Source organism: Brevibacterium sp. 1718 (genome assembly GCF_051131255.1).
In the GTDB taxonomy this organism is placed as follows: domain Bacteria; phylum Actinomycetota; class Actinomycetes; order Actinomycetales; family Brevibacteriaceae; genus Brevibacterium; species Brevibacterium sediminis.
This window is the reverse complement of sequence record NZ_CP186550.1, coordinates 1,678,062-1,702,568: the sequence shown is the minus strand read 5'-3', so window position 1 is coordinate 1,702,568 and position 24,507 is coordinate 1,678,062. Positions and strand designations below refer to the sequence as shown.

At 63.4% G+C, this 24,507-nt stretch carries 28 protein-coding genes; 12 read left to right on the top strand and 16 right to left on the bottom strand.

Annotated elements, in window-relative coordinates:
* The first annotated feature begins 102 nt into the window (after positions 1-102).
* Both ACOZ9V_RS07520 and ACOZ9V_RS07515 read left to right on the top strand, forming a co-directional pair.
* Positions 103-1,095, top strand: coding sequence for a putative oxygenase MesX (locus tag ACOZ9V_RS07520; RefSeq protein ID WP_139466838.1), 993 nt, complete (start codon positions 103-105; stop codon positions 1,093-1,095).
* A 17-nt stretch (positions 1,096-1,112) separates the two neighbouring features.
* Positions 1,113-2,147, top strand: a complete 1,035-nt coding sequence (locus ACOZ9V_RS07515) for a methionine synthase (RefSeq protein WP_139466837.1) — start codon at positions 1,113-1,115, stop codon at positions 2,145-2,147.
* A gap of 332 nt (positions 2,148-2,479) precedes the next feature.
* Here ACOZ9V_RS07515 and ACOZ9V_RS07510 read toward each other — a convergent pair whose 3' ends face one another.
* The 7 genes from ACOZ9V_RS07510 to ACOZ9V_RS07480 all read right to left on the bottom strand — a co-directional run bounded on the left by ACOZ9V_RS07510 (position 2,480) and on the right by ACOZ9V_RS07480 (position 5,862).
* The gene (locus ACOZ9V_RS07510) at positions 2,480-2,749 is read right to left on the bottom strand and encodes a hypothetical protein (protein ID WP_434594883.1); all 270 of its coding nucleotides are present in this window, start codon (positions 2,747-2,749) and stop codon (positions 2,480-2,482) included.
* Entirely contained in the window at positions 2,742-2,918 is a 177-nt protein-coding gene (locus ACOZ9V_RS07505; protein WP_180345507.1) for a hypothetical protein, read from the bottom strand. The genes ACOZ9V_RS07510 and ACOZ9V_RS07505 overlap by 8 nt, the downstream gene beginning before the upstream one ends.
* Complete coding sequence (locus ACOZ9V_RS07500; protein WP_139466835.1) at positions 2,911-3,504, bottom strand: ArsR family transcriptional regulator; 594 nt, start codon at positions 3,502-3,504, stop codon at positions 2,911-2,913. The genes ACOZ9V_RS07505 and ACOZ9V_RS07500 overlap by 8 nt, the downstream gene beginning before the upstream one ends.
* A 129-nt stretch (positions 3,505-3,633) precedes the next feature.
* A complete protein-coding gene (locus ACOZ9V_RS07495) occupies positions 3,634-4,032 on the bottom strand; it encodes an NUDIX hydrolase (protein WP_139466834.1) in 399 nt (132 codons plus the stop codon).
* A 44-nt stretch (positions 4,033-4,076) separates the two neighbouring features.
* Positions 4,077-4,397: a HigA family addiction module antitoxin gene (locus ACOZ9V_RS07490; RefSeq protein WP_139466833.1), complete on the bottom strand. Its 321-nt coding sequence runs from the start codon at positions 4,395-4,397 to the stop codon at positions 4,077-4,079.
* On the bottom strand, positions 4,372-4,653 hold the full coding sequence (locus ACOZ9V_RS07485; protein ID WP_139466832.1) for a type II toxin-antitoxin system RelE/ParE family toxin: 282 nt from the start codon (positions 4,651-4,653) through the stop codon (positions 4,372-4,374). The genes ACOZ9V_RS07490 and ACOZ9V_RS07485 overlap by 26 nt, the downstream gene beginning before the upstream one ends.
* Before the next feature lie 228 nt (positions 4,654-4,881).
* The gene (locus ACOZ9V_RS07480; RefSeq protein ID WP_181270392.1) at positions 4,882-5,862 is read right to left on the bottom strand and encodes an NAD(P)-dependent alcohol dehydrogenase; all 981 of its coding nucleotides are present in this window, start codon (positions 5,860-5,862) and stop codon (positions 4,882-4,884) included.
* Positions 5,863-5,992: 130 nt separating this feature from the next.
* Here ACOZ9V_RS07480 and ACOZ9V_RS07475 point away from each other — a divergent pair, with 130 nt between their 5' ends.
* Positions 5,993-6,559, top strand: coding sequence for a TetR/AcrR family transcriptional regulator (locus tag ACOZ9V_RS07475; protein ID WP_218973592.1), 567 nt, complete (start codon positions 5,993-5,995; stop codon positions 6,557-6,559).
* A gap of 157 nt (positions 6,560-6,716) precedes the next feature.
* Here ACOZ9V_RS07475 and ACOZ9V_RS07470 read toward each other — a convergent pair whose 3' ends face one another.
* Together ACOZ9V_RS07470 and ychF are read right to left on the bottom strand one after the other, a co-directional pair.
* Positions 6,717-7,565, bottom strand: a complete 849-nt coding sequence (locus ACOZ9V_RS07470) for a serine hydrolase domain-containing protein (protein ID WP_180345506.1) — start codon at positions 7,563-7,565, stop codon at positions 6,717-6,719.
* A complete protein-coding gene (ychF, locus tag ACOZ9V_RS07465) occupies positions 7,562-8,665 on the bottom strand; it encodes a redox-regulated ATPase YchF (protein WP_434594876.1) in 1,104 nt (367 codons plus the stop codon). The genes ACOZ9V_RS07470 and ychF overlap by 4 nt, the downstream gene beginning before the upstream one ends.
* 72 nt (positions 8,666-8,737) lie before the next feature.
* Here ychF and ACOZ9V_RS07460 point away from each other — a divergent pair, with 72 nt between their 5' ends.
* Entirely contained in the window at positions 8,738-9,934 is a 1,197-nt protein-coding gene (locus ACOZ9V_RS07460) for a DNA recombination protein RmuC (protein WP_434594873.1), read from the top strand.
* A gap of 72 nt (positions 9,935-10,006) precedes the next feature.
* Here ACOZ9V_RS07460 and ACOZ9V_RS07455 read toward each other — a convergent pair whose 3' ends face one another.
* Complete coding sequence (locus tag ACOZ9V_RS07455; RefSeq protein ID WP_420095771.1) at positions 10,007-11,023, bottom strand: 4-hydroxy-3-methylbut-2-enyl diphosphate reductase; 1,017 nt, start codon at positions 11,021-11,023, stop codon at positions 10,007-10,009.
* Between the two features lie 91 nt (positions 11,024-11,114).
* Here ACOZ9V_RS07455 and xseA point away from each other — a divergent pair, with 91 nt between their 5' ends.
* Both xseA and ACOZ9V_RS07445 read left to right on the top strand, forming a co-directional pair.
* Positions 11,115-12,422 carry an exodeoxyribonuclease VII large subunit gene (xseA, locus tag ACOZ9V_RS07450; protein ID WP_434594869.1) on the top strand — a complete coding sequence of 436 codons (1,308 nt, stop codon included), beginning with the start codon at positions 11,115-11,117 and terminating at the stop codon, positions 12,420-12,422.
* 52 nt (positions 12,423-12,474) lie between these two features.
* The gene (locus ACOZ9V_RS07445; protein ID WP_025778102.1) at positions 12,475-12,714 is read left to right on the top strand and encodes an exodeoxyribonuclease VII small subunit; all 240 of its coding nucleotides are present in this window, start codon (positions 12,475-12,477) and stop codon (positions 12,712-12,714) included.
* Between the two features lie 20 nt (positions 12,715-12,734).
* Here the strand turns inward: ACOZ9V_RS07445 and ACOZ9V_RS07440 are convergent, their stop codons facing one another.
* Positions 12,735-13,304 (bottom strand): DUF4245 domain-containing protein, encoded by a 570-nt coding sequence (locus ACOZ9V_RS07440; protein WP_253903678.1) that lies wholly within the window; start codon positions 13,302-13,304, stop codon positions 12,735-12,737.
* Positions 13,305-13,502: 198 nt separating this feature from the next.
* Between ACOZ9V_RS07440 and glpX the strand changes: the two genes are divergently transcribed.
* The 3 genes from glpX (at position 13,503) to ACOZ9V_RS07425 (ending at position 16,809) form a co-directional block, all read left to right on the top strand.
* A complete protein-coding gene (gene glpX / locus ACOZ9V_RS07435; RefSeq protein ID WP_139466822.1) occupies positions 13,503-14,627 on the top strand; it encodes a class II fructose-bisphosphatase in 1,125 nt (374 codons plus the stop codon).
* A 60-nt stretch (positions 14,628-14,687) separates the two neighbouring features.
* On the top strand, positions 14,688-15,314 hold the full coding sequence (locus ACOZ9V_RS07430; RefSeq protein ID WP_139907497.1) for a carbonic anhydrase: 627 nt from the start codon (positions 14,688-14,690) through the stop codon (positions 15,312-15,314).
* A gap of 91 nt (positions 15,315-15,405) precedes the next feature.
* Positions 15,406-16,809 carry a class II fumarate hydratase gene (locus ACOZ9V_RS07425; RefSeq protein WP_434594864.1) on the top strand — a complete coding sequence of 468 codons (1,404 nt, stop codon included), beginning with the start codon at positions 15,406-15,408 and terminating at the stop codon, positions 16,807-16,809.
* Positions 16,810-16,979: 170 nt separating this feature from the next.
* Here ACOZ9V_RS07425 and ACOZ9V_RS07420 read toward each other — a convergent pair whose 3' ends face one another.
* Complete coding sequence (locus ACOZ9V_RS07420) at positions 16,980-18,287, bottom strand: PhoH family protein (protein WP_434594861.1); 1,308 nt, start codon at positions 18,285-18,287, stop codon at positions 16,980-16,982.
* A gap of 211 nt (positions 18,288-18,498) precedes the next feature.
* Entirely contained in the window at positions 18,499-19,260 is a 762-nt protein-coding gene (locus ACOZ9V_RS07415; protein WP_310650266.1) for an isoprenyl transferase, read from the bottom strand.
* 103 nt (positions 19,261-19,363) lie between these two features.
* On the opposite strand from ACOZ9V_RS07415, the gene trhA reads away from it, so the two are divergent.
* Positions 19,364-20,149 (top strand): PAQR family membrane homeostasis protein TrhA, encoded by a 786-nt coding sequence (gene trhA / locus ACOZ9V_RS07410; protein WP_434594858.1) that lies wholly within the window; start codon positions 19,364-19,366, stop codon positions 20,147-20,149.
* A gap of 97 nt (positions 20,150-20,246) precedes the next feature.
* Here trhA and ACOZ9V_RS07405 read toward each other — a convergent pair whose 3' ends face one another.
* Together ACOZ9V_RS07405 and mca are read right to left on the bottom strand one after the other, a co-directional pair.
* The gene (locus ACOZ9V_RS07405) at positions 20,247-20,630 is read right to left on the bottom strand and encodes a hypothetical protein (RefSeq protein WP_434594855.1); all 384 of its coding nucleotides are present in this window, start codon (positions 20,628-20,630) and stop codon (positions 20,247-20,249) included.
* Positions 20,627-21,637 (bottom strand): mycothiol conjugate amidase Mca, encoded by a 1,011-nt coding sequence (mca, locus tag ACOZ9V_RS07400; RefSeq protein WP_434594853.1) that lies wholly within the window; start codon positions 21,635-21,637, stop codon positions 20,627-20,629. Before mca ends, ACOZ9V_RS07405 begins: the two co-directional genes overlap by 4 nt.
* 123 nt (positions 21,638-21,760) lie before the next feature.
* Here mca and ACOZ9V_RS07395 point away from each other — a divergent pair, with 123 nt between their 5' ends.
* Together ACOZ9V_RS07395 and greA are read left to right on the top strand one after the other, a co-directional pair.
* The gene (locus ACOZ9V_RS07395; protein ID WP_139466807.1) at positions 21,761-22,186 is read left to right on the top strand and encodes a DUF4307 domain-containing protein; all 426 of its coding nucleotides are present in this window, start codon (positions 21,761-21,763) and stop codon (positions 22,184-22,186) included.
* A gap of 259 nt (positions 22,187-22,445) precedes the next feature.
* Positions 22,446-22,940: a transcription elongation factor GreA gene (gene greA, locus ACOZ9V_RS07390; RefSeq protein WP_101546580.1), complete on the top strand. Its 495-nt coding sequence runs from the start codon at positions 22,446-22,448 to the stop codon at positions 22,938-22,940.
* Between the two features lie 99 nt (positions 22,941-23,039).
* Here the strand turns inward: greA and ACOZ9V_RS07385 are convergent, their stop codons facing one another.
* Complete coding sequence (locus ACOZ9V_RS07385; RefSeq protein ID WP_434594850.1) at positions 23,040-24,500, bottom strand: AI-2E family transporter; 1,461 nt, start codon at positions 24,498-24,500, stop codon at positions 23,040-23,042.
* Between the last annotated feature and the right edge of the window lie 7 nt (positions 24,501-24,507).

Here is a 24,507-nt window from a genome sequence, read left to right as displayed (position 1 = left end):
ATAGTTCCCCCGAGTTACCCGATGACCACAGGGGACGGGCAGGATGGATCACAGACATGCCAGCGACCACAACCGGCCGAACACCCACCGAATTGGACGTCCATGACACCTGAGTTCTCATTCAGCATCACCACGACTCGATTCGACGAGGACTACTCGCCGTCGGAGAGCACCCGAGCGACGACGAACTTCGCCAACCTCGCCAGGGGCGAGGACCGCCAGCAGAACCTCCGCACTGCTCTGAGCATCATCAATCGCCGCTTCAACGAACTCGCGTCCTGGGACAATCCCGACCGGGATCGCTATGTCCTCGAACTCGACATCGTCTCCGGAGGACTTCACTTCACCTCGGGCGGCCGGGAACAGGAGTTCCCGCTGCTCGAAGTCCTGGATATCCAGATCATCGACAGACTGACTGGAAAACGTTACCCCGGGATCGTGGGGAACAATTTCTCGTCCTTTGTCCGCGATTTCGATTTCAGCGTGCGGCTGCCGGCTGCCAATGAGGCCGCAACCGAGTTCACGGTCCCCGATGACTTCGGTGATCTGCATGGCAAACTATTCCAACACTTCCTCGATTCTGCTGCCTATCGGGAACGGTTCCAGACGGCACCCGTGATCTGCATCAGCGTGTCCACGAGCAAGTCGTACCGTCGGACCGAGAATCACCACCCGATTCTCGGGTTCGAATACCAGCAGGACGACTACTCGCTGACCGATGACTACTTCGCAAAGATGGGACTCCAGGTGAGGTATTTCATGCCACCGGGCAGCGTCGCACCGCTGGCCTTCTACCATCGCGGCGACCTCCTCGGCGACTATTCCGATCTGGCGCTCATCGGCACGATCAGCACGATGGAGACTTTCCAGAAGATCTATCGGCCCGAGATCTACAACGCGAATACCGCCGCCGGAGAGGTCTACCGGCCGACGCTGGACCGGCACGACTTCTCGGAGATGCCGGTCACCTATGATCGCGTCGAACGCAACCAGCTCGGCACCAGACAGGGAAAGTTCACGGAGGAGTTTTTCGTCAACCCGCACCGAGAGATGCTCGAGCAGTGGGCGTCCGACCGCCCCGTCCCAGTCGCATGACCGCAGGAGAAGAAACGATGACCCAGCCGCTGCTGCCCACCTCAATCGTCGGCAGTCTGCCGAAGCCGTCCTGGCTCGCGCAGCCCGAAACCCTCTGGTCCCCCTGGAACCTCCAAGGCGAAGCCTTGGTCGAGGGCAGGCACGATGCCCTGCGCATCTCGACTCATGAGCAGACCAACCGCGGCATCGACATCGTCAGCGACGGAGAGCAGACCCGCCAACACTTCGTGACGACGTTCATCGAGCATCTCAGCGGAGTCGATTTCGAAAAGCGCGAGACAGTTCGGATCCGCGATCGCTACGACGCAAGCGTGCCCACAGTCGTCAGCGCCGTGAGCCGTGAGAAACCGGTCTTCGTCGACGATGCGAAGTTCCTCCGCCAGCAGACCGATCAGCCGATCAAGTGGGCGCTGCCGGGACCGATGACGATGATCGACACACTCTATGACGACCACTACAAGAGCCGCGAGAAGCTGGCCTGGGAATTCGCCACGGTCCTCAATCAGGAGGCAAAGGATCTGGAGGCGGCGGGAGTGGACATCATCCAGTTCGACGAGCCGGCATTCAATGTCTTCTTCGAGGAGATGAAGGACTGGGGAGTCGCCGCGCTCGAACGAGCAGCGGAAGGTCTGCGGGCCGAAACCGCAGTGCATATCTGCTACGGCTATGGGATCAAGGCGAACAACGACTGGAAAACGACCCTCGGGTCCGAGTGGCGCCAATACGAGGAATCCTTCCCCCTCCTGCAGCGCTCGAGCCTCGACATCGTCTCGCTCGAATGCCACAACTCCCATGTCCCGATGGACCTCATCGAACTGATCCGCGGCAAGAAGGTCATGCTCGGTGCCATCGACGTGGCAAACGAGACCATTGAGACACCGGAGGAGGTCGCCGCGACTCTGCGCAAGGCTCTGAAGTTCGTCGACGCCGACAAGCTCATTCCAAGCACGAACTGCGGCATGGCCCCCTTCGCGCGCGACGTCGCCCTCGCGAAGATGAGCGCCTTGAGTGCGGGAACAGCGATCGTCCGCGAGGAGCTGTCTAGGGGCTGATCGCCGCCGCACTCCATCCGCACACGTCCAGAGCCGTCCGGCCTCTCCGCAACTATTCGGGCGTTCTGAGCCGGGGAAGTGCAGTGACAGCTCAAGCTGTCGTTGCCACAGTGCCCCAGCCTCTGCCGCAGACGTTGAAGCGGAACCTTCGGCAGACCGGATTCCGCGAAGAGTCGAACGGCTGCGCGACTACGAGAGGTGTGATCGCAGAGATCCTGTCGCGCAGCACCCGACGTTCACGACGCAGCCCGCAGCTCGACTTCAGATTCATCCAGAACTCTTCCGCCGTGTTGAAGCCGATGCGAGCTACTAACTGCACCCAAATTCGTCGACTACCCGTCGCGACGCACGTACTCGGCACAGACATCGACGATCCGAACGGCCGCGGTGATCGCTTCAGCCACGTCTTGGTTCGTCGCTGTCGGTCGATCGTCGTCGGGATACTCAGTCGCGTTGCGCACCTGACGCACCCATTCAAACTCGCCCAACGCACTGTCGTTGACGAAGCCCGCTGCCGCGATCCCGGTCTTGCGATGAGCTCCGCCGACGGGTCGGGCACGGAGTCCTTCGGCAGCAAGAGCCGCGACGAGCGATTTACGCACAATCGTGCGCGGCTGTGAACGCCATCGCGTGATCGTCGGTATCAGCAAGCAGCTCCGCCGTACGGATATGGCGTTCTGCGGTCACGACCACAGCCAGCGCATGCTCGCGATTCCGCTCCACACGCTCCAGTCTTCGGTTCACGAGCATCTGATTGACGATCTCAGGCAAGGATCTCACCGGACCTCACATCGACTAAGGGGCGTGACCGAATCGTCGAGACGAACGGCGACGGGTCCTCAGAGTTCCAGTCAACCGGTACGATACGCGTGATGTTCACGGGCAAGTCGAGCTTGTCACCTGCTTCGGCCGCAATCCCCGAGAGCGTCCTCCGCGGCGTCTCCCCCACGACGAGGACGTCTAAGTCGTTGGGAAACTCACCGCTTTCCCCGGACCGGCGCGCGGCCCAAGATCCGTAGATCAGCAGCTCCTCCACCCCGTCGATCCCGTCGAAGAGCTCACGCAAGACCGGCACCGGCCCGTAGGTCGCCGCGATCAGATCTCGCATCAGAGCGAACAATGGGTGGTCGGCATTCGCACTCACGAGACGGTTTCGCCCCTCATACCGGTCACGAAGCACGGCGGAGTCGACCAGTCGCCCCACTTCGCGGTGCACGACCGGGCCACTCGTGTCCGTGCGCCGCCCAAGCTCTGCCAGCGTAAACTCCCGCTCAGGGTGCCCGAGAGTCTCGGCCAGAATCGCCCCAACGGCATCCGAGCGCACGAAAGGCGTCAGCTGCGGTGCGATATTCTTCATAGAACACGAGGATATCTTCCACTTATAGGAAGAGTCAAGAGTGTGGGCACCACTCGATGAACCGGAACTCCACCGAGTTCCGGCACGGAACAACGTCTCAAACCACACGCTCGGCAAGCACGGGAGACCTCAGCGGAGGAACCGTGTCTCGATCACGCCCTGAATCTCTGGCGTACATGACGCACCAATAACATCCCTTGCGGTGATCCATCGAGCCGCGACGTGCTCGTCCGAGAGCTTCACAATACGATCGGCCAACGGCACTGACACTGTGAGCTGTCGCGTCAGTCTCCCCGAAGCGGATCTATAGTCGAAGTGTTCAAGGAAGTCGCCATCGATCACCACAGACTCGAATCCGACTTCTTCGAGCAGTTCACGATCAAGCGCCGCTGTGAGCGACTCCCCGACCTCAACGCCACCAGAGGGCAGTTCATCGATCCCAGGCAGGAAGTCGTCCAGTTCGCTACGAGTGACGACCAGCACAGACCCATCTGAATGTATCACCGCGCCGACCACGAACTTCTCCACGCCGTCACGTTGTGCAGAATCGCGGAGCTCTTACACGAGGACAGTCACGCAACCTCCAACGGCGTGATCGCGGCAACCTTGTCGTGAAGGACACGGCGCTCAAGCCGAAGCTCGTAGTTCGACTGCAGATTCATCCAGAGCTCCTCGGACGTTCCGAAGTAGCGCGCCAGACGGATCGCCGTATCAGCGGTGATCCCCCGCTTGCCGTGCACGATCTCGTTGATCCGGCGCGGCGGCACGCCGATGGACACCGCGAGCTTGTTCTGAGTGATCCCGAAGCCCTCGATGAAGTCCTCCATCAGGATCTCTCCCGGGTGGATCGGCTCGATCAGGTCGGCCTCAGTGGTAGTCGACGAGTTCGACATCGTCCGCACCTCCCTCTCTCCAGACGAAGCAGATACGCCATTGCGCGTTGACGCGGATGCTGTGCTGCCCGCGTCGGTCGCCGACCAGACGCTCCAGGCGGTTGCCCGGCGGGACCCGGAGGTCCTCGACATCCTTCGCCGCATGGATCAGCTCGAGCTTCCGCATGGCCGCCCGCTGCACCGTCCGGTCGACGCGCTTGACGTACTGCTCATGCCAGATGCGCTCGGCGTCCTTGCTGCCGAACGATCTGATCACGAGAGCATTCTATAACGGAAACCGTCAATAACGCTAGACGTTAAACCTGAACTCAACCGAGTTCCGGTACGGAACAACCTCTGGGTTCTACAGGTCTTCCAGTCTCGGTGGGCGGTCATGCGGTATGTGGGGGCCGTCAAGTACGCCATCACCCCTTCCGGAACCCAGACCCGAGATGGCGTCAACGATGCCGGACCGAATCCGTTGTCCCCGGCAACGAATTACCGGTCAGTCCACTGCCCCCGACGCCGTCTCTTCGACGACGAGGACAACCTTGCCGTGCACCCCGCCGGCCTCAAGCCTGGCGTGAGCGTCACCTATGCGGTCGAGAGGATAGACCTCATCGACGATCGGCTGCAGGTGCCCGTCTTCCGCCAACCGAGCCACCTCACCGATGAGTGCAGCGGTCGGGTGCCCGAGGAAGAAGCGTATGCGGCGGCCACCGAAGATGCTCGACGCGGCGATACCGGCCAGGCTCCGCGCCTTGCGATCGACGTCGAATGACACTGCGACCATCCGTCCGCGGGGCGCGAGGTGTTTCCGCAGTTCCCACAGATCAGTTCCACGCGTATCGAACACCACGTCGAAGGTCCCGATGGCGTCGAGGGAGGTGCGATAGTCGATCACCTCATCTGCGCCGAGTCCTCGGACGAACTGTTCACTCGACTGGCTGGACAGCGCGGTGACGTGCGCACCGTACAGTCGGCCGAGCTGCACGGCGACACTGCCCACGCCGCCGGAGGCGCCGCGCACCAGCAGTCGTTCGCCGGCCCGCAGCCGGGCCTTGTCCCGGAGCCCGACGACTGCGGTCGCAGCCCCGGCCAGCACGCTGACCGCGTCTGTTGCGCTCCACCCCTCGGGCATCCGGGAAACTCGGCCTGAATCGATCGCCACCGCCTCTGCGGCCGCACCCACCGAGCCGCGCTCGTCGACGGTTCCCCACACCCGGTCCCCGATCGAGAACTCGGTGACGCCGGGCCCCAGCGCCAGAATCTCACCTGCAAAGTCGATGCCAACATACCTCGGCAGGCTTACCCGGGCGAGTGCACGCAATTTGCCCCGCCGCTGAGCGAGCTCGCCGCCGTTGACAGAACTGGCTTCCACCTTGACGAGAACCTGCCCTGCGCCCGCCGCCGGCATCGCGACCCGCATGACCTCCAGGACCTCGGGTCCGCCATAGCGGCGGAAGCCCGCTGCTGCCATCGTCATCGTGATCTCACACTCCCTGAGTCGTTCCTACCTTCCCGGGCAACGGTACCGCGGAAGTGGGCAGGCCTATCCGTTTTCCGGTAAAGTGGGAGTGTACTCCTGTTCGGTCTCTCACATCGGAGGTGAGGTCGTGGCCGAGTCGATGAATCGAGCGGATGCGCGTCGAAACCGCGTTCGCATCATTAACGCAGCACGTGCGGCGTTCTCCGACCATGGGCTCGAGGTGTCGGCCGCCGCAGTCGCGCGCCACGCCGGTGTCGGAACGGCCACGCTGTACCGGCATTTTCCCACCCGCTCCGACCTGATCGACGCCGTGTTCGGCCACGAGATCGAACACTGCCTGGCCTTCCTCGCGGACGCCGCCAGAACCTCGGACCCGTGGCAAGGGCTCGGTAAGGCGCTCGACGCAGTCGTCGATCTGGAGCTGGCTGCGCCAGGCCTAGCGAGCATCATCACGACGAGCGACCGGTCCGCGCCGCTCCTCGAGCAATTTAACCGGCACGTGCTCCAGGATCTCGAACGCCTAGCCGAGCGGGTGCGCGGCACCAGCGAGGCTCGCCCCGATCTGACCAGCGGGGACATCGGCTTGCTTCTCACCGGCGTACGTGCCATCGCGGCAGGCGGTGGCCCTCAAATCCGCACCCGCTGCCGCAGGTTCATCACGCTCATCACCGAAGGCGTACGCCGTCACCGGTAGCCCATGCGCGGGCAGGCGCGACAGCCCACCGTCGGCCGCTCCCGGATCTCCCGGGTTCCCAACCAGGGACCTCTTCTACGATCCTCCCGGATCGCCTGGTGCACGGCATGATGGAGCGCGTTCGACATCCCTCGCGAGCGGGAATACGCCCATGGGTTCAGTTCGAGAAACGGAACTCGACTGCGTGCCCGTCCCGGCTCTCGACATCATCGACACATGACTGGATCAGGTCCAAATCCTCCCGTTGGCCCTCTGCGACCCGCCCGCTCCAACGGAGTCCATCAGCACTCGCTGCGGCGAAGAGGTTGAAGCCTGGTCCCTGACCGCCGTGACCAACGAGTGTCACCGGCTCGCCTTTGCTCATGATCCCGAGGCCGTATCCGGCATGGGGTGACAGTGGGTGCCGGGCCGGAGCGTTGACCGGGACCGATTGCATCATCAAGTGGGGAATATCGTCGCCAAGTTCGCCGCGCATGACCGCCGCGATTCCCCGGGCCGCTTCGTCAGGCTCAGCAGCGAACGTACCTGTGAATACCCATCCGGGATCGTAAGCACGAAGCTCTTCCCCGATTGACTCGTGCGTGCAGGCGCGCCAGTCGCCACGGGACGCGAAGGGGAAGGCCACAACACCGAGCGGCTGGAGTACTCGACGGGAGATTGCGGTGAAGAAGTCTGCGGATTCGTCGTACTCAAGAGCAAGTCGCAGCAGGGAGAAACCGATATTGGAGTACCGGAACCGGCCAGCACGATCAACGACTGCGCCTGCGATAACACGGTCGATCTCCCACGCATCGTCACGCGCTTCTACTGCTACGCGGTAATCCGCCCACCCGAAGTAGTCGTTGAGGCCCGAGGTGTGGCTCAGCAGGGCACGCACAGTCACCGGGCGAAGGGACTCCGGCAAAGCGGGAACCAGCTCACCAAGCTGCCCATCGACATCGAAGGAGCGAAGCACCGCGACAGCCGTGTAAGCCTTGGCAATGCTGTACACCGGAACAACGCTCACTTCTTTCCACCAGAGGTTAATCCGCTACGAAACTCCACCACGTCCCCATCGACCATGATGTAGTCCTTGCCTTCCATCCGGACCTTGCCGGCGGACTTCGCGGCAGCCATCGAACCGTTCGCATCGAGATCATCGAAGGACACGATTTCGGCCTTGATGAAGCCCTTCTGGAAGTCTGTATGGATGACTCCGGCCGCTTCGGGGGCGGTGGCACCCTTCGGAATCGTCCACGCACGGGATTCCTTGGGCCCGGCCGTCAGATAGGTCTGCAGACCCAGGGTGTCGAAGCCGACTCGGGCGAGCTGATCGAGTCCGCTCTCTTCCTGGCCGGTCGATTCGAGCATCTCCCGGGCTTCCTCCTCGTCGAGTTCGGCGAGTTCGGACTCGAACTTCGCGTCGAGGAAGATCGCCTCGACGGGAGCCACCAGTGCCCGCATCTCATTCTTCTTGTCCTCATCGGCGAGCACCTCGTCGTCGACGTTGAACACGTAGAGGAAGGGCTTGACCGTCATCAGCTGCAGCTCGCGCAGTGCACTGACATCGAACTTCTCGGCCTGCATCGCCTGGTAGAGCGTCCGCCCGCCTTCGAGGATCTCGGTGGCGGCATCGATCGCAGTCAGCTGCTCAGCAGGAGCGCGCTTGCCCTTGACTTCCTTCTCGATCCGGGGCCGAGCCTTCTCCAATGTCTGGAGGTCGGCGAGGATGAGCTCGGTATTGATCGTATCGATGTCGTCTGCGGGGCTGATCTTGCCGTCGACGTGGACGACGTCGTCGTCGACGAATCCGCGGATGACCTGGCAGATCGCATCGGCTTCGCGGATGTTGGCGAGGAACTGGTTGCCCAGGCCTTCCCCTTCGGAAGCGCCGCGCACGATTCCAGCGATATCGACGAAGTCGACGGTGGCATTGAGGATGCGTTCGGAGCCGAAGATCTCAGCCAGTCGTGTGAGTCGCTCGTCCGGCAGCGGGACCACGCCCACGTTCGGTTCGATCGTGGCGAACGGGTAGTTCGCCGCGAGAACTTGGTTCTTGGTCAGTGCGTTAAACATGGTCGACTTGCCGACATTGGGCAGTCCCACGATTCCAATAGTCAAAGCCACGGTATCCAAGTCTAGCCGTCGCCGAGGTGGTCCTCGAATTCTAGTGTCAGTGCCCTCTGTCACCCTGGGATCATGAATGCTTTCCCCGCATCCGCAGTCATCATCGTCTTCATCGTGGCGATCGTCCTCGCCGCCGTGCTCGGATTCCTCCTCGGCCGCAGTCTCACCCGTTCCCGCTATCTCGAGAGACTCACTCGCGCCGAGACCACGTCACGCATCCTGTCCGAGCGCACCGAAGATCTCGAGGCCGATGCGCAGATGGCCGGTGAGATCACCGCCGCCATCGGGCCGTTGGCGGCAAGCGTGAAGAATCTGCAGGAGAACCTGCACTCCCAGGACCGCACTCAGATCGAACAGATCACCCGACTGAACTCCCAGATCGGGCACCTCAGCCAACAGAACCTCCGCCTCCAGGAATCGACCGGGTCACTGGCCAACGCTTTGAATTCGACGACCCACCGTGGAGACTGGGGCGAAGTCCAGCTCAAACGCATCGTCGAATATGCCGGCCTCCTCCCCCACGTCGACTTCGACACGCAGGTCAGCGCCGACCGGGACGGCAAGCGCCACCGCCCCGATATGGTCGTCCATCTGCCCGGTGGCGGCACGATCGTCATTGATGCGAAGACACCGTTGTCGGCACGGATGAACGAGGACTCCGTCGAGGCGGCCGACTCCGGCACGGGCGGTCAGGACCATGCCCGCGCCCTGTTGCGCCATGTTGATGCCCTGGCGTCGAAGGAGTACTGGAAGGCGTTCGATGCCTCCCCCGACTTCGTCGTCTGCTTCGTGCCCACCGACGGTCTGCTCTCCGCGGCCGCGGCAAGCTACCCGAAGATGATCGATCATGCACTGGGCAAGAACGTCGTCCTCGCCTCACCAGCGACTCTGCTGGTGCTGTTGAAGACCGTGGCGCTCAACTGGCGGCAGGCGGACATGTCCACCTCGGCGGCCGAGGTGCTCCGACTCGGCACGGAACTCTACGAACGTATCGGCACCCTTGTCACCCACGTGTCACGGATGGGTGCCAGCCTGGACCGCTCGGTCGAGGACTACAACCGGTTCGTCTCCTCGCTGGAGTCGCGCTTCCTCGTCACCGCGCGAAAGTTCCCCTCGACGGGAATCGTCGCCGACGAGCTCGACGCCGTGGCCGAACTCGATACTCGCACTCGCGGCATCAGCGCCGAGGAACTCAGTCGGCCGCGGGCCATAGACTTCGATGATCGTGGTCCGACTCATCTGCGCGGTCGGCAGACGGGGACAAGTTGAGAATCGACAGCGATTGTCGACCCCGTTGAGTCGTGGAAGTCCCCGTCGCGTCACGTAGCGGAACTGCTCAGCTCAGCCGAGCTTGCGCAGTTCCTTCGGCAGCGAGAAGATGAGGTCCTCTTCGGCGGTGACGACCTCTTCGACGGTGTCGAATCCGTATTCGGCCAGCAGCTGCAGCACGTCCTGGACGAGGTTCTCCGGAACGCTCGCACCTGAGGTGACACCGACCGTGGCCACGTCGTGGAACCATGTCTCGTCGATCTCGCGGGCGAAGTCGACACGGTAGGCAGCCTTCGCCCCGTGTTCGAGAGCGACTTCGACGAGGCGAACGGAGTTCGAGGAGTTCGCCGACCCGACGACGATGACGAGATCCGCGTCGGGCCCGACCTTCTTCACCGCGACCTGCCGGTTCTGTGTCGCGTAGCAGATGTCATCGCTGGGTGGATTCTGCAGGTGCGGGAAGCGCTCACGCAGGATCTCAACCGTTTCCATGGTCTCGTCCACGCTCAAGGTCGTCTGTGAGATCCACACCAGCTTCTCGGCATCGGGAACCTCGATGGTGCGGGCCTCTTCCGGACTCTGCACCAGTGTGATGTGTTCCGGCGCCTCGCCCATGGTGCCCTCGACCTCTTCGTGTCCGGCATGGCCGACGAGGAGGATGCGGAAGCCGTCCCGGGCGAACCGGATGGCCTCCTTGTGGACCTTCGTCACCAACGGGCATGTCGCATCGATCGTCGACAGCGAACGCTGGGCAGCCTCGGTGTGCACGGCCGGTGAGACTCCGTGAGCGGAGAACACGACCCGAGCGCCTTCCGGGACTTCATCGGTGTCTTTGACGAAGACGGCCCCGCGTTCGGACAAGGTCTCGACGACATGCCGGTTGTGCACGATCTCCTTGCGGACATAGATCGGTGCACCAAAGTGCTCGAGGGCGCGCTCGACGGCGATGACAGCACGATCGACGCCGGCACAGTAGCCGCGCGGTGCGGCCAGCAGCACCCTCTTGTCAGCATTGACCGGAGTGCGGATCTCGCCGGGTGCCAGACGCCGGCGCGGAATAGTCGGGGCAGGTACTGAAACGACGCTCACCCGTTCAGTCTAAGCCGGAGCCATCGACTGCGGCCAGGAATGGGCTGCGTCAGTGCCGTTCGTTAGGCTTGGGATTCGGAAGGGGACTTAAATGGCGCAAAGAATTTCCGGCACTCCCGGCACGCTCGGTGAAACAGCCGAGCCGAAGGAGCTCGCCGCCACCGCAGCCGAGACCACGGCGGAGAATCCGTGGCCGCTGAGTCTGCTGTCTTCGAAGATGAAATCCTATATCGACCGCATGTCGAGCGTGTGGATCGAAGGGCAGGTCGTCGAGCTCAACCATCGCGGCAAGGCCAGCTACCTGACCCTGCGCGACACCGATGTCGAGATGTCCTTGCCGGTCCAGATCTGGAAGAACGTCCTCGACCGCACCGGGGCTCCTCTGACCGAGGGCAGCCACGTCGTCGCCAATCTCAAAGCCGATTTCTGGACGAAGACCGGTCGGCTGACGATGCGCGCAAACGATATCCGCGCCGTCGGCCTCGGCGAACTCCTCGCCCGCCTCGAACGATTGAAGAAACAGCTGGGCGCCGAGGGGCTCTTCGATCCCAACCGGAAGCTGCGCCTGCCGTTCCTGCCGAACCGGATCGGGCTGATCACCGGACGGGATTCGGATGCGCAGAAGGACGTCATCCGCAATGTGCACCTTCGCTGGCCTGCCGCCGAATTCGAAGTCCGCAACTGTGCAGTGCAAGGCCCGGATGCCGTGCCGGGAGTGATGAAGAACCTCGCCGAACTCGACGCCGACCCGCAGATCGATGTCATCGTCATCGCCCGCGGCGGCGGCAGCATGGAAGACCTCCTGCCGTTCTCCAACGAAGCCCTCGTCCGTGCCGTCTCCGCCGCGCAGACACCGGTCGTCTCGGCGATCGGGCACGAGGCGGACCGGCCCATCCTCGATGAGGTCGCTGACATGCGGGCGTCAACACCAACAGATGCCGCAAAGAGGATTGTTCCGGATGTCGCCGAGGAAGGCATGAATCTGCTGCGTGCCCGCGCCGAGCTCGAAGCTGCCGTCAATCGCATCCTCGACCGCGAACAGGAGATGCTCACCGCCGTGCGATCACGGCCGGTGCTCGCCGAACCGCAGACGATGATCACCGCGCATGAGAACGAGCTGACAACGATCCGCCGCCGCAGCCTGCAGGCGACGAACGGACGGCTCATCCAAGCTCAGAACGAGATCCAGCATCTTCGTTCCCAAGCCAGGTCCCTCTCTCCCCTGCGGACGTTGGAGCGCGGCTACGCCGTGGTGCAGACCGACGAAGGCCAGGCCGTCCGCAATGCCGCCGAAGTCGCCGCCGGCGACACCATCCATGTCCGGGTCGCTCGTGGTCGTTTCGACGCAGATATCACCGAGGTCACTCCGGAGACCGACGATTCGACGACCGACGATTGACTACAACTCCACACTCTGTCCACGTTTCACACACTCTGCGAAGGAGACACCGATGACCGAACCGACGACCCAACAGGACCAGCCCGATATCAGCACGCTCAGCTACGAGCAGGCGCGCGAAGAACTCGTCATGACCGTCAAGCGTCTGGAGACCGGCAACCTGCCGCTCGAAGAGTCACTGCGGCTGTGGGAGCGCGGCGAGGCTCTGGCCGACCGGTGCCAGGCGTGGCTCGACGGAGCACGGGAACGCCTCGACAAGGCCCGTGAGGAAACCTCGGACGACACCGAATAGAACTTCGGGTCAGCCTGGGATCACTTCAGTTCGGCGGCGACCTGATCGGCGAAGCTGTTGACGGTGTCCGGCGCAGCGGTGGCAGTCAGAACGACATACATATCGCCCTTGTGCGTGACCCAGTATTCCTTAGCTTCCTCGGTGCGGTAGACCTGGAAGTCGGCGCCGCCGACGGTCACCTTCTCGGCGGCGACAGCCTCATCGGTCTTCCGCTTCGCCCAGTTCGCACTCGCTTCGGCCTGTTCGATGCTCACCCATTGGTCGTCGGGGCCGATGAACGACATGTACCACGAGGTGTATTCTGAGTCGCCCACGCGGTCGAGGCTGGCTTCGTTCGACGTCCATCCGCGCGGGATCTGCGGAACGATGAGGTCGAAATCGGCGTTGCCCTGGGACTGCTCGGCGATCCCCTGATAGTCGACGACACGTTCTGAGTCGACTTCGGGCTGCGGGGCGAGGAACAGGATCCCGACGGCGACCGCCAGACAGGCGAGGATCGCGATGACCATATTGACCCAGTTCGAGTTCTTGCGCAGGAAGCGCATCTCTTCCCGGGACCCCGGCAGCATCACTCCGGACTCATCAGCCATGGACTCTCCCCTAGGACTCGGCGTCGCCTCGTCGACGACCGTTCGAGTACCCGTCTCGTCGGCAGCATTTCGGACATTCACACCGCCATTGTCCTCGGCTCGCGCGCGAAGGGCCAATTCCGGCCCGAGGACGTGACTGCGGCCACAAGCGGACACCGCTGTCGCGACCTCGATCACAGGGGTGGCACAATTGGAGGCATGAGTGACTCCAAAGAGCCTGTTGACGTGAAATCTCACCATGACCGAGGACGAGTTGATGAGGAGGCTCCGCCTGTCGCAGTGACCGACTCATGGTCACAGAAGGCTCAGGTCGAGTCGGATGCTCCCGACCGCAACTTGGCTCTGGAGCTCGTCCGAGTCACCGAGGCCGCAGCCATCGCCGCCGCCCCCTGGGTCGGCCGCGGCGACAAGAACGCAGCCGACGGAGCAGCCGTGGCCGCGATGCGCAATGTCATCTCCACCGTCCGCATGGCCGGCACCGTCGTCATCGGCGAAGGTGAGAAGGACGAAGCTCCGATGCTCTTCAACGGCGAGCAGGTCGGCGACGGCGGAGGACCGCACTGCGATGTTGCTGTCGACCCGATCGACGGCACTCGCCTGACCGCTCTGGGCATGCCCAATGCGATCTCGGTCATGGCTGTGACCGAAGACGGTGCGATGTATGACCCCTCTGCCGTGTTCTACATGGAGAAGCTCGTCACCGGCCCCGATGCCGCTGACGCCGTCGACATGCGTCTGCCGATCGCTGAGAACATCCGCCGCGTCGCCAAGGCGAAGGGAACGAAGGATCCCGCCTCGGTGACGGTGATGATCCTCGACCGCCCCCGCCACCAGCAGATGATCGATGAGATCCGCGCCGCCGGAGCCCGCATCCAGCTCATCACCGATGGCGACGTCGCCGGAGCCATCGCCGCCTGCCGTCCGGGAACCGGCGTCGACATGCTCATGGGCATCGGGGGTACCCCCGAAGGCATCATCACCGCCTGCGCCATCAAAGCACTCGGCGGAGTCATCCAGGGCCGTCTGTGGCCGCAGGACGACACAGAGCGCGAGGCCGCGGCCAAGGCCGGCCTCGACATCAATCAGGTGCTCAACACCGATGACCTCGTCACCGGTGACAACAGCTACTTCGTCGCCACGGGCATCACGAACGGCGACCTGCTCGACGGAGTGAAGTTCCAGGGTGGCCACGTCACCACGCATTCCCTGGTGATGAGGTCGAAGTCGGGGACCGTCCGGCAGGTCTTCGCCGAGCACCAGGCCGCGAAGACCCACTCCTACGTGGAGGCCGCCGAAGAAGCCGCACGCCGCGGATTGGTCTGACCTCCAATCGCACCCGGTCCCGGGCGCGATGCACACAACTCGGAAGCAGGTGCGAAAGCAATGCCCAATCAGGCGTGGAAGCGACTCCTCGAGGGAAACCAGCGTTTCGTCGACGATGTCCCTCAGCACCCCAACCAGGACACGGCGCGACGTGAGTCACTGTCGGGCAGCCAGACCCCGTTCGTCACTCTCTTCGGCTGCTCGGATTCCCGAGTCGCCGCTGAGATGATCTTCGATGTCGGCCTCGGTGACATGTTCGTCGTGCGCAATGCCGGACAGGTCGTCGATCCTGTCACCTTGGGCTCGCTCGAATACGGAGTCGAGATGCTCGGCACTCCCCTGCTCGTCGTGCTCGGCCACGACAGCTGCGGGGCCGTGACCGCGGCATACAACGCCTACGACTCGGGTGAGACTCCCCCGGGATTCATCTCCGACGTCGTCGCCCGCATCCTGCCGACAGTGGCCCGGGCCCGAAAGAACGGGCGCACCACGATCAACGAGACCGTCGGTCAGAACACCATGGACACGGTCGACAAGATCATGCAGCTGTCCACGATCATCAAGACCGCCGTCGACGACGGCCGACTCATCATCGTCGGGCTCACCTACCAGCTCCACGACGGCCACACTACGGTCGTCGCCCAATACGGAGGCGACGAGGCCGCGGTCTCCACCTATGCTTCTTGAGCGACCGGCCGCCTCGGTGGTCAGCCGTTCAGTCTCCCAACGAGCCTGAGCTCCGCAATCATTTCCCAGGCACCCAACGGAAAGGACAACAATGACCGAAGAATTTCGCATCGAACACGACACCATGGGTGAGGTCAAAGTCCCCAAGGACGCCCTCTACAGCGCACAGACCCAGCGTGCCGTCGAGAACTTCCCGATCTCGGGCAAGACCCTCGAATCCGCTCACATCGCCGCACTGGCTCAGGTGAAGAAGGCCGCTGCGAAGGCTAACGCCGAACTCGGCGTGCTTGACGAGGCCCGCGCCACAGCCATCCAGAACGCCGCCGACCGGGTCATCGCAGGCGAATTCGACGCCCACTTCCCGATCGACGTGTTCCAGACCGGCTCGGGAACCTCGTCGAACATGAACACCAACGAGGTCCTTGCCTCGTTGGCGACCAAGGCGCTCGAAGCCGACGGAATCAACGTCCACCCGAACGACCACGTCAACGCTTCGCAGTCGTCGAACGACGTCTTCCCCACCTCGGTGCACCTGGCAGTGACCAAGGCCCTGGTCAACACCCTCATCCCGGCCATGGACACCCTGGCGACTTCGCTGGAGAAGAAGGCGAAGGAGTTCTCCTCGATCGTCAAGTCCGGACGCACCCACCTCATGGATGCCACTCCAGTGACTCTCGGTCAGGAGTTCGGCGGCTACGCAGCTCAGGTCCGTTACGGGATCGAGCGCATCGAGGCTTCCCTGCCGCGCGTGGCAGAGGTCCCGCAGGGCGGAACCGCTGTGGGCACCGGCATCAACACTCCCGACGGCTTCTCCTCCCGCGTGGTCGAGATCCTCGCCGAGGAAACCGGACTGCCGATCACCGAGGCTCGCAACCACTTCGAGGCCCAGGCCAACCGCGACGGACTCGTCGAGGCCTCCGGTCAGCTGCGGACCATCGCCTACGGCTATATGAAGATCTGCAACGACCTGCGCTGGATGGGTTCGGGACCGAACACCGGCCTCGGCGAGATCGCCATCCCCGACCTGCAGCCCGGTTCGTCGATCATGCCCGGCAAGGTCAACCCAGTCATCTGCGAGGCCACCATTCAGGTCGCCGCACAGGTCATCGGCAATGACACCTCCGTGTCGCTGTCGTCGACCAACGGCGCGTTCGAGCTCAACGTCGGCATCCCCGTCATGGCCTCGAACCTGCTCGAGTCGATCCGCCTGCTCGCGAACGCCTCGACCGTCATGGCCGAGAAGATGGTCGACGGACTCACCGCCAACGAGGAGCGTGCCCGCTTCCTCGCCGAGGCGAGCCCCTCCATCGTCACCCCGCTGAACAAGGTCATCGGCTACGAGGCGGCCGCGAAGATCGCCAAGCACGCCGTGGCTGAGAAGATGACCGTCAAGGAAGCGACGATCGCGCTCGGCTTCGTCGAGAACGGCTCCATCACCGAGGCGGACCTCGACAAGGCCCTCGACGTCACCACCATGATCGGCAGCTACAAGTAAGCCTCCGATCTGACAGAACGAAACGGCGCCCGGACGGATACCGTCCGGGCGCCGTTTCGTGTTGGCGGCCCATTTCGAGTCCCGTCGACCGCCCACCCCAGCGTCGACCGCTCACCGAACAGCACGCGACATCGGCGGTAACGTGAGCGGTCGGCGACCGGAGCAGAGGCTCAGGACCGGAACGGGTCGAATTCCTCGAGCACATCGGTGACCAGGGCGGCGATCTCCGACCGCTCCGACCGCGTCAACGTGACATGCGCGAACAGTTCGTGGCCCTTGAGCTTCTCGATCACGGCGGCGACTCCGTCGTGCCTGCCCACTCGCAGGTTGTCGCGCTGGGCGACATCGTGGGTGAGCACCACCTTCGAGTTCATTCCGATGCGTGAGAGCACGGTCAGCAGAACATTGCGCTCCAACGACTGTGCTTCATCGACGATGACGAATGCATCGTGGAGGGACCGTCCCCGGATGTGGGTGAGCGGAAGCACCTCGAGGATCCCCCTGTTGACCACCTCGTCGATGACGTTCTTGCTCACCAGCGCACTGAGGGTGTCGAACACGGCCTCCGCCCAGGGGTTCATCTTCTCACCTTCGCTGCCGGGCAGGTAGCCGAGGTTCTGCCCGCCCACGGCGTAGAGGGGACGGAAGACCATGATCTTCGAGTGCTTGTTCTCCTCGAGCACCTTCTGCAGACCTGCCATGAGGGCCAGCGCGGACTTCCCCGTTCCGGCTCGCCCTCCCATCGACACGATCCCCAGGGCGTCGTCGAGCAGCATGTCGATGGCGATCCGCTGTTCTGCCGACCGTCCGTGGACGCCGAAGATGTCACGATCCCCGCGCACCATCGACACTCGGTTGCCGCTGCGCACACGTCCCAGTCCGGATCCGCGCGGTGAGGTGATGACGACCCCGGTGTTGACCACCTCGTCGGAGACATCCTCGGTGACGACCGACCCCGAATCGTAGAACTCGTTCATCTGCTCGTCGTCGAGGCCGAGCTCGCTCATCCCGGTGAACCCGGAGTCGACGGCCAGCTCCGCCAGATACTCCTCCGCGTGCAGACCCAGGGCCGAAGCTTTCACTCGCATCGGCACGTCCTTGGTCACGACAACCACGTCACAGCCTTCGGCAGAGAGGTTGCGGGCCACGGCCAGGATGCGGGTGTCGTTCTCCGTCCGGTCGAAGCCGACCGGCATCGTGGAGGCGTCGATGTGGTTGAGCTCGACCCGCAGCGTTCCGCCTGCGTCACCGACGGGAATGGGCTGATCCAACCGGTCGTAGTCGGAACGGAAGTCGTCGAGGATGTGGAGGGCTTTGCGTGCGGTGAATCCGAGTTCGGGATGATTGCGTTTGCCCTCGAGTTCGGAGACGACGATGAGCGGGATGACGACGTGGTGTTCGGCGAAGCGCAGAAGCGCTCCGGGATCCGACAGCAGCACCGAGGTGTCGAGAACGTAGGTGTGGACTTTTTCAGCCATGAGGACCTCTGAGGCGTGAGTTCCGCCGAGATCCGGTTCTGACATCCCCCGATCTCGGGTTGGTGTCGACCAACTACAGCCAACCTAACCCGGTTCGCCCCCGCAGGCGGTAGCGGCACGCGTGCTCGGTCAAGTCAGGGTCATGAACTTCGAGTGAATGCGGGATTCCCCCGTCAGACGGCCGGCAGGTCTCGCCGGAGGCGGGCACGACCTATTTGCCGAAGCGCCGCTGCCGCAGACCGTAGTCGCGCACGGCTCGGAGGAAGTCCGTACGGCGGAAGTCCGGCCAATAGGCTTCGCAGAAATAGAACTCCGAATAGGCGCTCTGCCACATGAGGAAGCCGGAGAGTCGCTGCTCTCCCGAGGAGCGGATGATGAGGTCGGGATCGGGCTGGCCCTTGGTGTAGAGGTGTTCGCCGATCTGCTCCGGCGACAGTTCGGAGATGATCGACTCCAGGTCCATGCCGTCGTCAGTCCGTGTGCGCAGCAGGGACTTCACAGCATTGACGATCTCCTGCCGACCGCCGTAGCCGACGGCGACGTTGACGCGCATTCCACAGTTCTCGGTCGTCGACACCGCTTCGAGGCGGGCACGCAGATCCGGGGGAACGATGTCGAGATCACCGACGAGCTGAACGCCGACGCCGTCGAGTGCCGCGATCTTCTCCACCAGGTCCGAGATGATCTCGATGAGGATCGACACCTCTTCTGCCGAGCGGGCGAGGTTCTCTTTGGACAGAACGTAGAGAGTGACGATCTCCACATCGATCTCGTGGCACCAGCCGAGGAACTCGACGATCTTCGCCGCTCCGGCGCGGTGACCGTCAGCGGTCGTCGCACCGAACTCCTTGGCCCACCTGCGGTTGCCGTCGGTGATGACTCCGACGTGACGTGGAACCGGAACCGACTTGTCGAGCTCACGTTTGAGCCGTCGCTCGTACAGCCGATAGAGCAGGTTCACGGGTCGCGCCACAGCTGTCCTCTTCCACATGGGTCGTCGATCGGTTCGAATACTGTACAGACTACTAGCCGATGATGCTGAATGAGGCCTCAGGTCCGCTGGCTACCATGGAGCTATGAATGCTTCGCTCACCGATTCCTCTCCGGTCGTTCCCGACGGCGCCGGGCCGGTCGGTTCAGCGGGCGCGGATGACGTTCCGCCCGCCGATGACCACCGCATCGCCCGTCGCCGCTCAGCACTGCGCGCCGAACTGACGAAGTTGGCGGGTCAGGTCAAGCCGAAGCTGCGCGGTTGGTTCCACGCCGGGGCGTTCCCTCTGGCGATGATCGGCGGCCTGGCTTTGGTGATCATCTCCCCGACCATCGAGTCGCGCATCGCCGCCGCGATCTTCGCCGTCACCGGCATGCTGCTCTTCGGCACCTCCGCCGTCTATCACCGAGGCCGCTGGCGCACCCGCGTCCGCCTCGTCCTGCGGCGGCTCGACCACGCGAATATCTTCCTCATCACCGCCGGTACGTACACACCGCTGGCAGTGCTGATGCTCCGCACCGACCAGGCAGTCCTCCTGCTGTCCGTGCTGTGGGGTGCCGCCGCACTCGGCGCTGCCTTCCGTACGATCTTCACCACCGCACCGAGGTGGCTCTTCGTCCCGATCTACGTCGGGTTCGGCGTCGCCGGAGTCGGGTACATTCCCCAGATCTGGGCCACGAACTTCCCCGTCGGACTCCTCGTCGTCATCGGCGGCGTGTGCTACATCGCCGGCGCGGTGATCTACGGGATCAAGCGCCCGAACCCCTCACCGAAGTGGCTCGGCTTCCATGAGATCTTCCACATCTTCACGATCCTCGGCTACGGCTGCCACCTCGCCGCACTCATCATCGCCGCCGTCGCAGCCTACTGAACTCCAATCGACTGAGTCCGCACGGACGCACACGGCGCGATCACCGATCGGTGATCGCGCCGTTGTCTGTGTGCGCAGGACCTCAAAGCCTCAGAGCTCAGGCTCGTTCATTGCGTTCGTCGGTGGATTCGGAGGAATCGATCGGCTCCTCCGCCAAGCCGCCTCGGCGATCTGCATCGGATGGTCCGGTATCGGCGGACGCGTCGGAGTCGCTGTCAGCGGTCTCCGGTTCGGGTGCCTCCGGCCCTGAGAGCTTCGACTGGTTGGGCACCACATGCCTGCGCAGCGGGATCGGATAGGCATCGCTGGCGCCCGAGTGCGCCCGCACCCGACGGACACGGCGCAGGGCGTCCCTGATGAGGAAGATCGTCAGGACGACGATGGCGAGGGTGGCCAGGAAGCCGACGGTTCCGGGCGTCACCAGATCCGGGTCCGGTGTGCCTCCGTCCGGAGTCGGGGCTGGAGAGGACGCGAAGATCATGCGCGAGTGTCGCTTTCGGTCGGGACGGCGGAATCAGCGTCGAGGTCGTCGGCAGCCGGCGAGTCCGGGAGCATCCCCTCGGCGGGAACGCGACGACCGTCATCGAAGGTCACGGCAGCGAACAGGTCGGTCTCCTGGAAGTCCAGCTCCCGGTCCAGTGGCTCACGCCCGGTGAGGTCGAGAGCCAGCTCGAACTCTTCGGTCGGCCAGTAAGTGCGAGCGGCCTTGCGCGATGCGGAGAAGAAACCGCCTTCGGGATCGATCTGAGTGGCGTGGGAGAGCAGCGCACGATCGCGGGCAGAGAAGAACTCGGAGCAGGAGATGCGGGTGCTCAGCCAGTTGTGGCGCTGGTTGTCACGCTTCTTGAAATCCTCGAGGTGGTCGGCGAACGGGGACTTGAGTCCCGCCTCGAGCATCTTCTCGTGGATCGTGATCCACTTCTTCGCCGACAGGTCCTGGTTGAAGTAGATCTTCTGCACCTGCCACGGTTCGCCGAGCTCGGGATGCGAGGTCGCATCTGCGGCGGCTTCGACAGCGGCCATGGTCACAGCGTGGTTCTTGATGTGGTCGGGGTGAGGATATCCGCCGAGCTCGTCGTAGGTGGTCACCACCTGAGGACGGAAGGTGCGGATGATGTGCACGAGGGGAAGCATCGCCACCTCGTCGGGAACCCGATAGAAGCATCCGGGAGGAGTCTGGTTGTCGAAATCGCCGTCGGGCAGTCCCGAGTCGACGTGACCGACCCAGACATGTTCGGCGCCGAGGGCTGCGGCAGCGGTCGCCATCTCCTCCCGACGGAGACCGGCGATGTCGCGGCTGGCCTTCGGACTCTGCAGGAGAGCGGGATTGAGGATATCGCCGGCCTCGCCACCGGTCATGGTGGCGATGAGCACCCGGGCACCCAGTGAAGCGTACTTCGCGCTCGTTGCCGCACCCTTGGAGGATTCGTCGTCGGGGTGGGCATGGACGGCCAACAGGCGCAGTCCATGGTACGGAAGCGAAGTCATATCCTAAATGTCCCTTTCGATTCAGCCTGGTGGCTACCTGCTGCCGGCGCTGCGGCTGACATGATCGCCGGCAGAGGATCGACTACTCTAGATTAGTGCGCGAAGTACTTAAAGAGGAATTCAATGACTGAGGTAACAGTGGCACCACCACTGCATGATGATCGCTACGGCCGGACCAGCAGACCCAAGCGAGAGCTGAGTCGTCGGGCGAAGATCATCGCCGTCATCGTCCTCGCCGTGGTGGTCGCCGTCATCGCTGTCTGGGCATTCCGCCCGCAGACGAATCCCACAACACCGCGCACTCTTGACTATTCGGTTGTCGACGATTCTTCAACGCGCGTCAGCGTCGGAATATTTCCTGATCAGAAACGCGACGTGCACTGCATCGTCCAGGCCACGAATGAGCAGGAAGCGATCGTCGGATTCACCGAGGTGACCGTTCCCGCCGATCCGAACGCCGATCCGAATTCGCCGAAGCGCATCGACGTGGACCTGGCCACAACTCAGCTGGCCGCCTCCGGCCACGTGGACTCCTGCTGGTTCGAATAGGCCGAACCCTCGACCGCTTCGACCGCCTGGTGGAAGCACAGGAACCCGGTCGCACGAGTCTCTTCGAATAGTTCTCGCACGGGAACGCATCTTGCGGTCGCGAACCTCCGCCTCACGGCCGGGGACGTGATCGAACTCATCGTTTTTCTCCGCAGATGCGTTACACTGTAGTTTCATTCAACTTCCGGGCGTGCCCATACGCCCGGCTTTTTCGTTGCCTGACACGCCCGTCAGTGCACCGACCGAAGAAGGAGAAGTCATGACCGAGGAAGTCACCCAGGAAGAGACATGGTTGACCCAGGAAGCCTTTGACCGCCTGTCGAAGGAACTCGAGCATCTCTCCGGACCGGGTCGTGCAGAGATTGCTGAGAAGATCGAAGCCGCCCGCGACGAGGGTGACTTGAAGGAGAACAGCGGTTATCACGCTGCGCGTGATGAGCAGGGCAAACAGGAAGCACGCATCCGCCAGCTCGAAGTGCTGCTGCGGAACGCGAAGGTCGGCTCCAGCGACAGCGACGGCAAGACCGTGGCACCCGGAACCGTCGTGACCGCCAGCGTTGCCGGCAACTCCATGCGATTCCTGCTGGGCAACCGCGAGATCGCCGGAGACTCCGATATCGACGTCTTCTCGGAGAAGTCGCCGCTCGGAGCGGCTGTCCTCGGCGTCAAGGCCGGTGACAAGACCTCATACGAGGCTCCGAACGGCAAGACCATCGAGGTCAAGGTCGATTCCGTCGAAGCCTTCACCGGCTGATCGAGACCGAAAAGAGAAGTGGGCGGGTGCGATCGCACCCGCCCACTTCTCTATTCATTCCGGTTCAGGCGCGTCCTTCCGGGTCGTCTGGTCCGAGCCTCAGGCATCGGGGCCCTTCTTCGGCCGTCCGGGTTCGGCCGAACCGGTCTCACCCGACGTGGTCGGACCGGTTGATCCGGTTTCCGTCGAATCGGTCTGTCCGGAACCTGATGCATGTTCGTCTTCCGCGGACTCGTGGACGGCATCGGTGAGCCGTTCCTTCGCCGTCTCGAGGACTGCCGTGGCCTCGCGTTCGTCCGGGTCACGCTCGGCGTCGTCCTCCGCTTCGTCTTCGTCCGAATCACCGGCGTTCGTACGCACGATATAGCTGACGACGCTGTTGAGCACGGCAACCAAGGGAACGGCGAAGAGAGCGCCGACGATGCCGAAGAGGAAGCCGCCTCCGGTGACTGCGAGGATCACAGCCAGCGGATGGACCGACACTGCCTTGCCCATGAGGAACGGCTGCAGCACCTGGCTTTCGATCTGCTGGACGGCAATGACAACCGCGAGCATGATGACGGCACTGACCAGACCGTTCGATACCAATGCCACGAGCACGGCGACCGCACCGGAGGCGATGGCTCCGACGACGGGGACGAACGAGGTGAGGAAGACGAGCACGGTCATGGGGATGACCAGCGGGATGCCGAGGAACGCAGCGCCGATGCCGATGCCGATCGCATCGACGGCGGCGACGAGGATCTGGACCCTCACGTACTGCACGAGGGTCGTCCACCCCTTCAGAGCGGCACCCGTGGCGACGGGACGGGCCGGGACCGGCAGCAGGTTCATCACCCACCTGAAGATGTTCTGCCCGTCGTAGAGGAAGAAGAACGTCGCGAACAGACAGACGGCCATACCGGTGAGGAAGGTGCCCACCGAGGAGGTGGCCTCCAGGGCGCCGCCGAGAAGCTGGCTGCTGTTGTTCTGGAAGAAGTTCGTCGCGGTATCGATCGCATCGTTCATATAGCTCGAGATCGTCGAAGCATCGATGCCGAAGGGACTTGAAGCCAGCCATCCGCTGATCCCGGACACACCGGCGATGACCTGTTTGACGAGGTCGGGCATGCCGGAATAGATCTGCTGACCGACGAGGCCGAAGAGTCCGAGCACGACGACGATGAACCCGATGAAGGAGATCGCGGCGGCCCCTCCTCGAGGCACGCCCTTCTTCTTCAGCCATCCGGTCAGGGGCGCGAGCAGCGCTGCCAACAGCAGAGCAATGAGCACGGGCAGCACGACGCTGGAGATCTTCGACAGGAGCCACAGCGCCACACCGATCGCCACGAGCACGACGATCGACCGCCACGACCACGCGGCAGCTAGCTTAAGACCGGGAGCCACATACGGTTTGGCCTCGGCTTCGATTCGGCTGAGTGCGATCTCCTCGGGACTGACTGCCTGCGATGGGGTTGCTTCGGGTTCGGACGAGGAGTGAGACGAGCCGCGTCCGCGCCGGAACGCCTCCCATGCCCCTCGGAATCGGTTCGGAGGATGCTGCTGATCGTTTTCGCTCATGACTCAA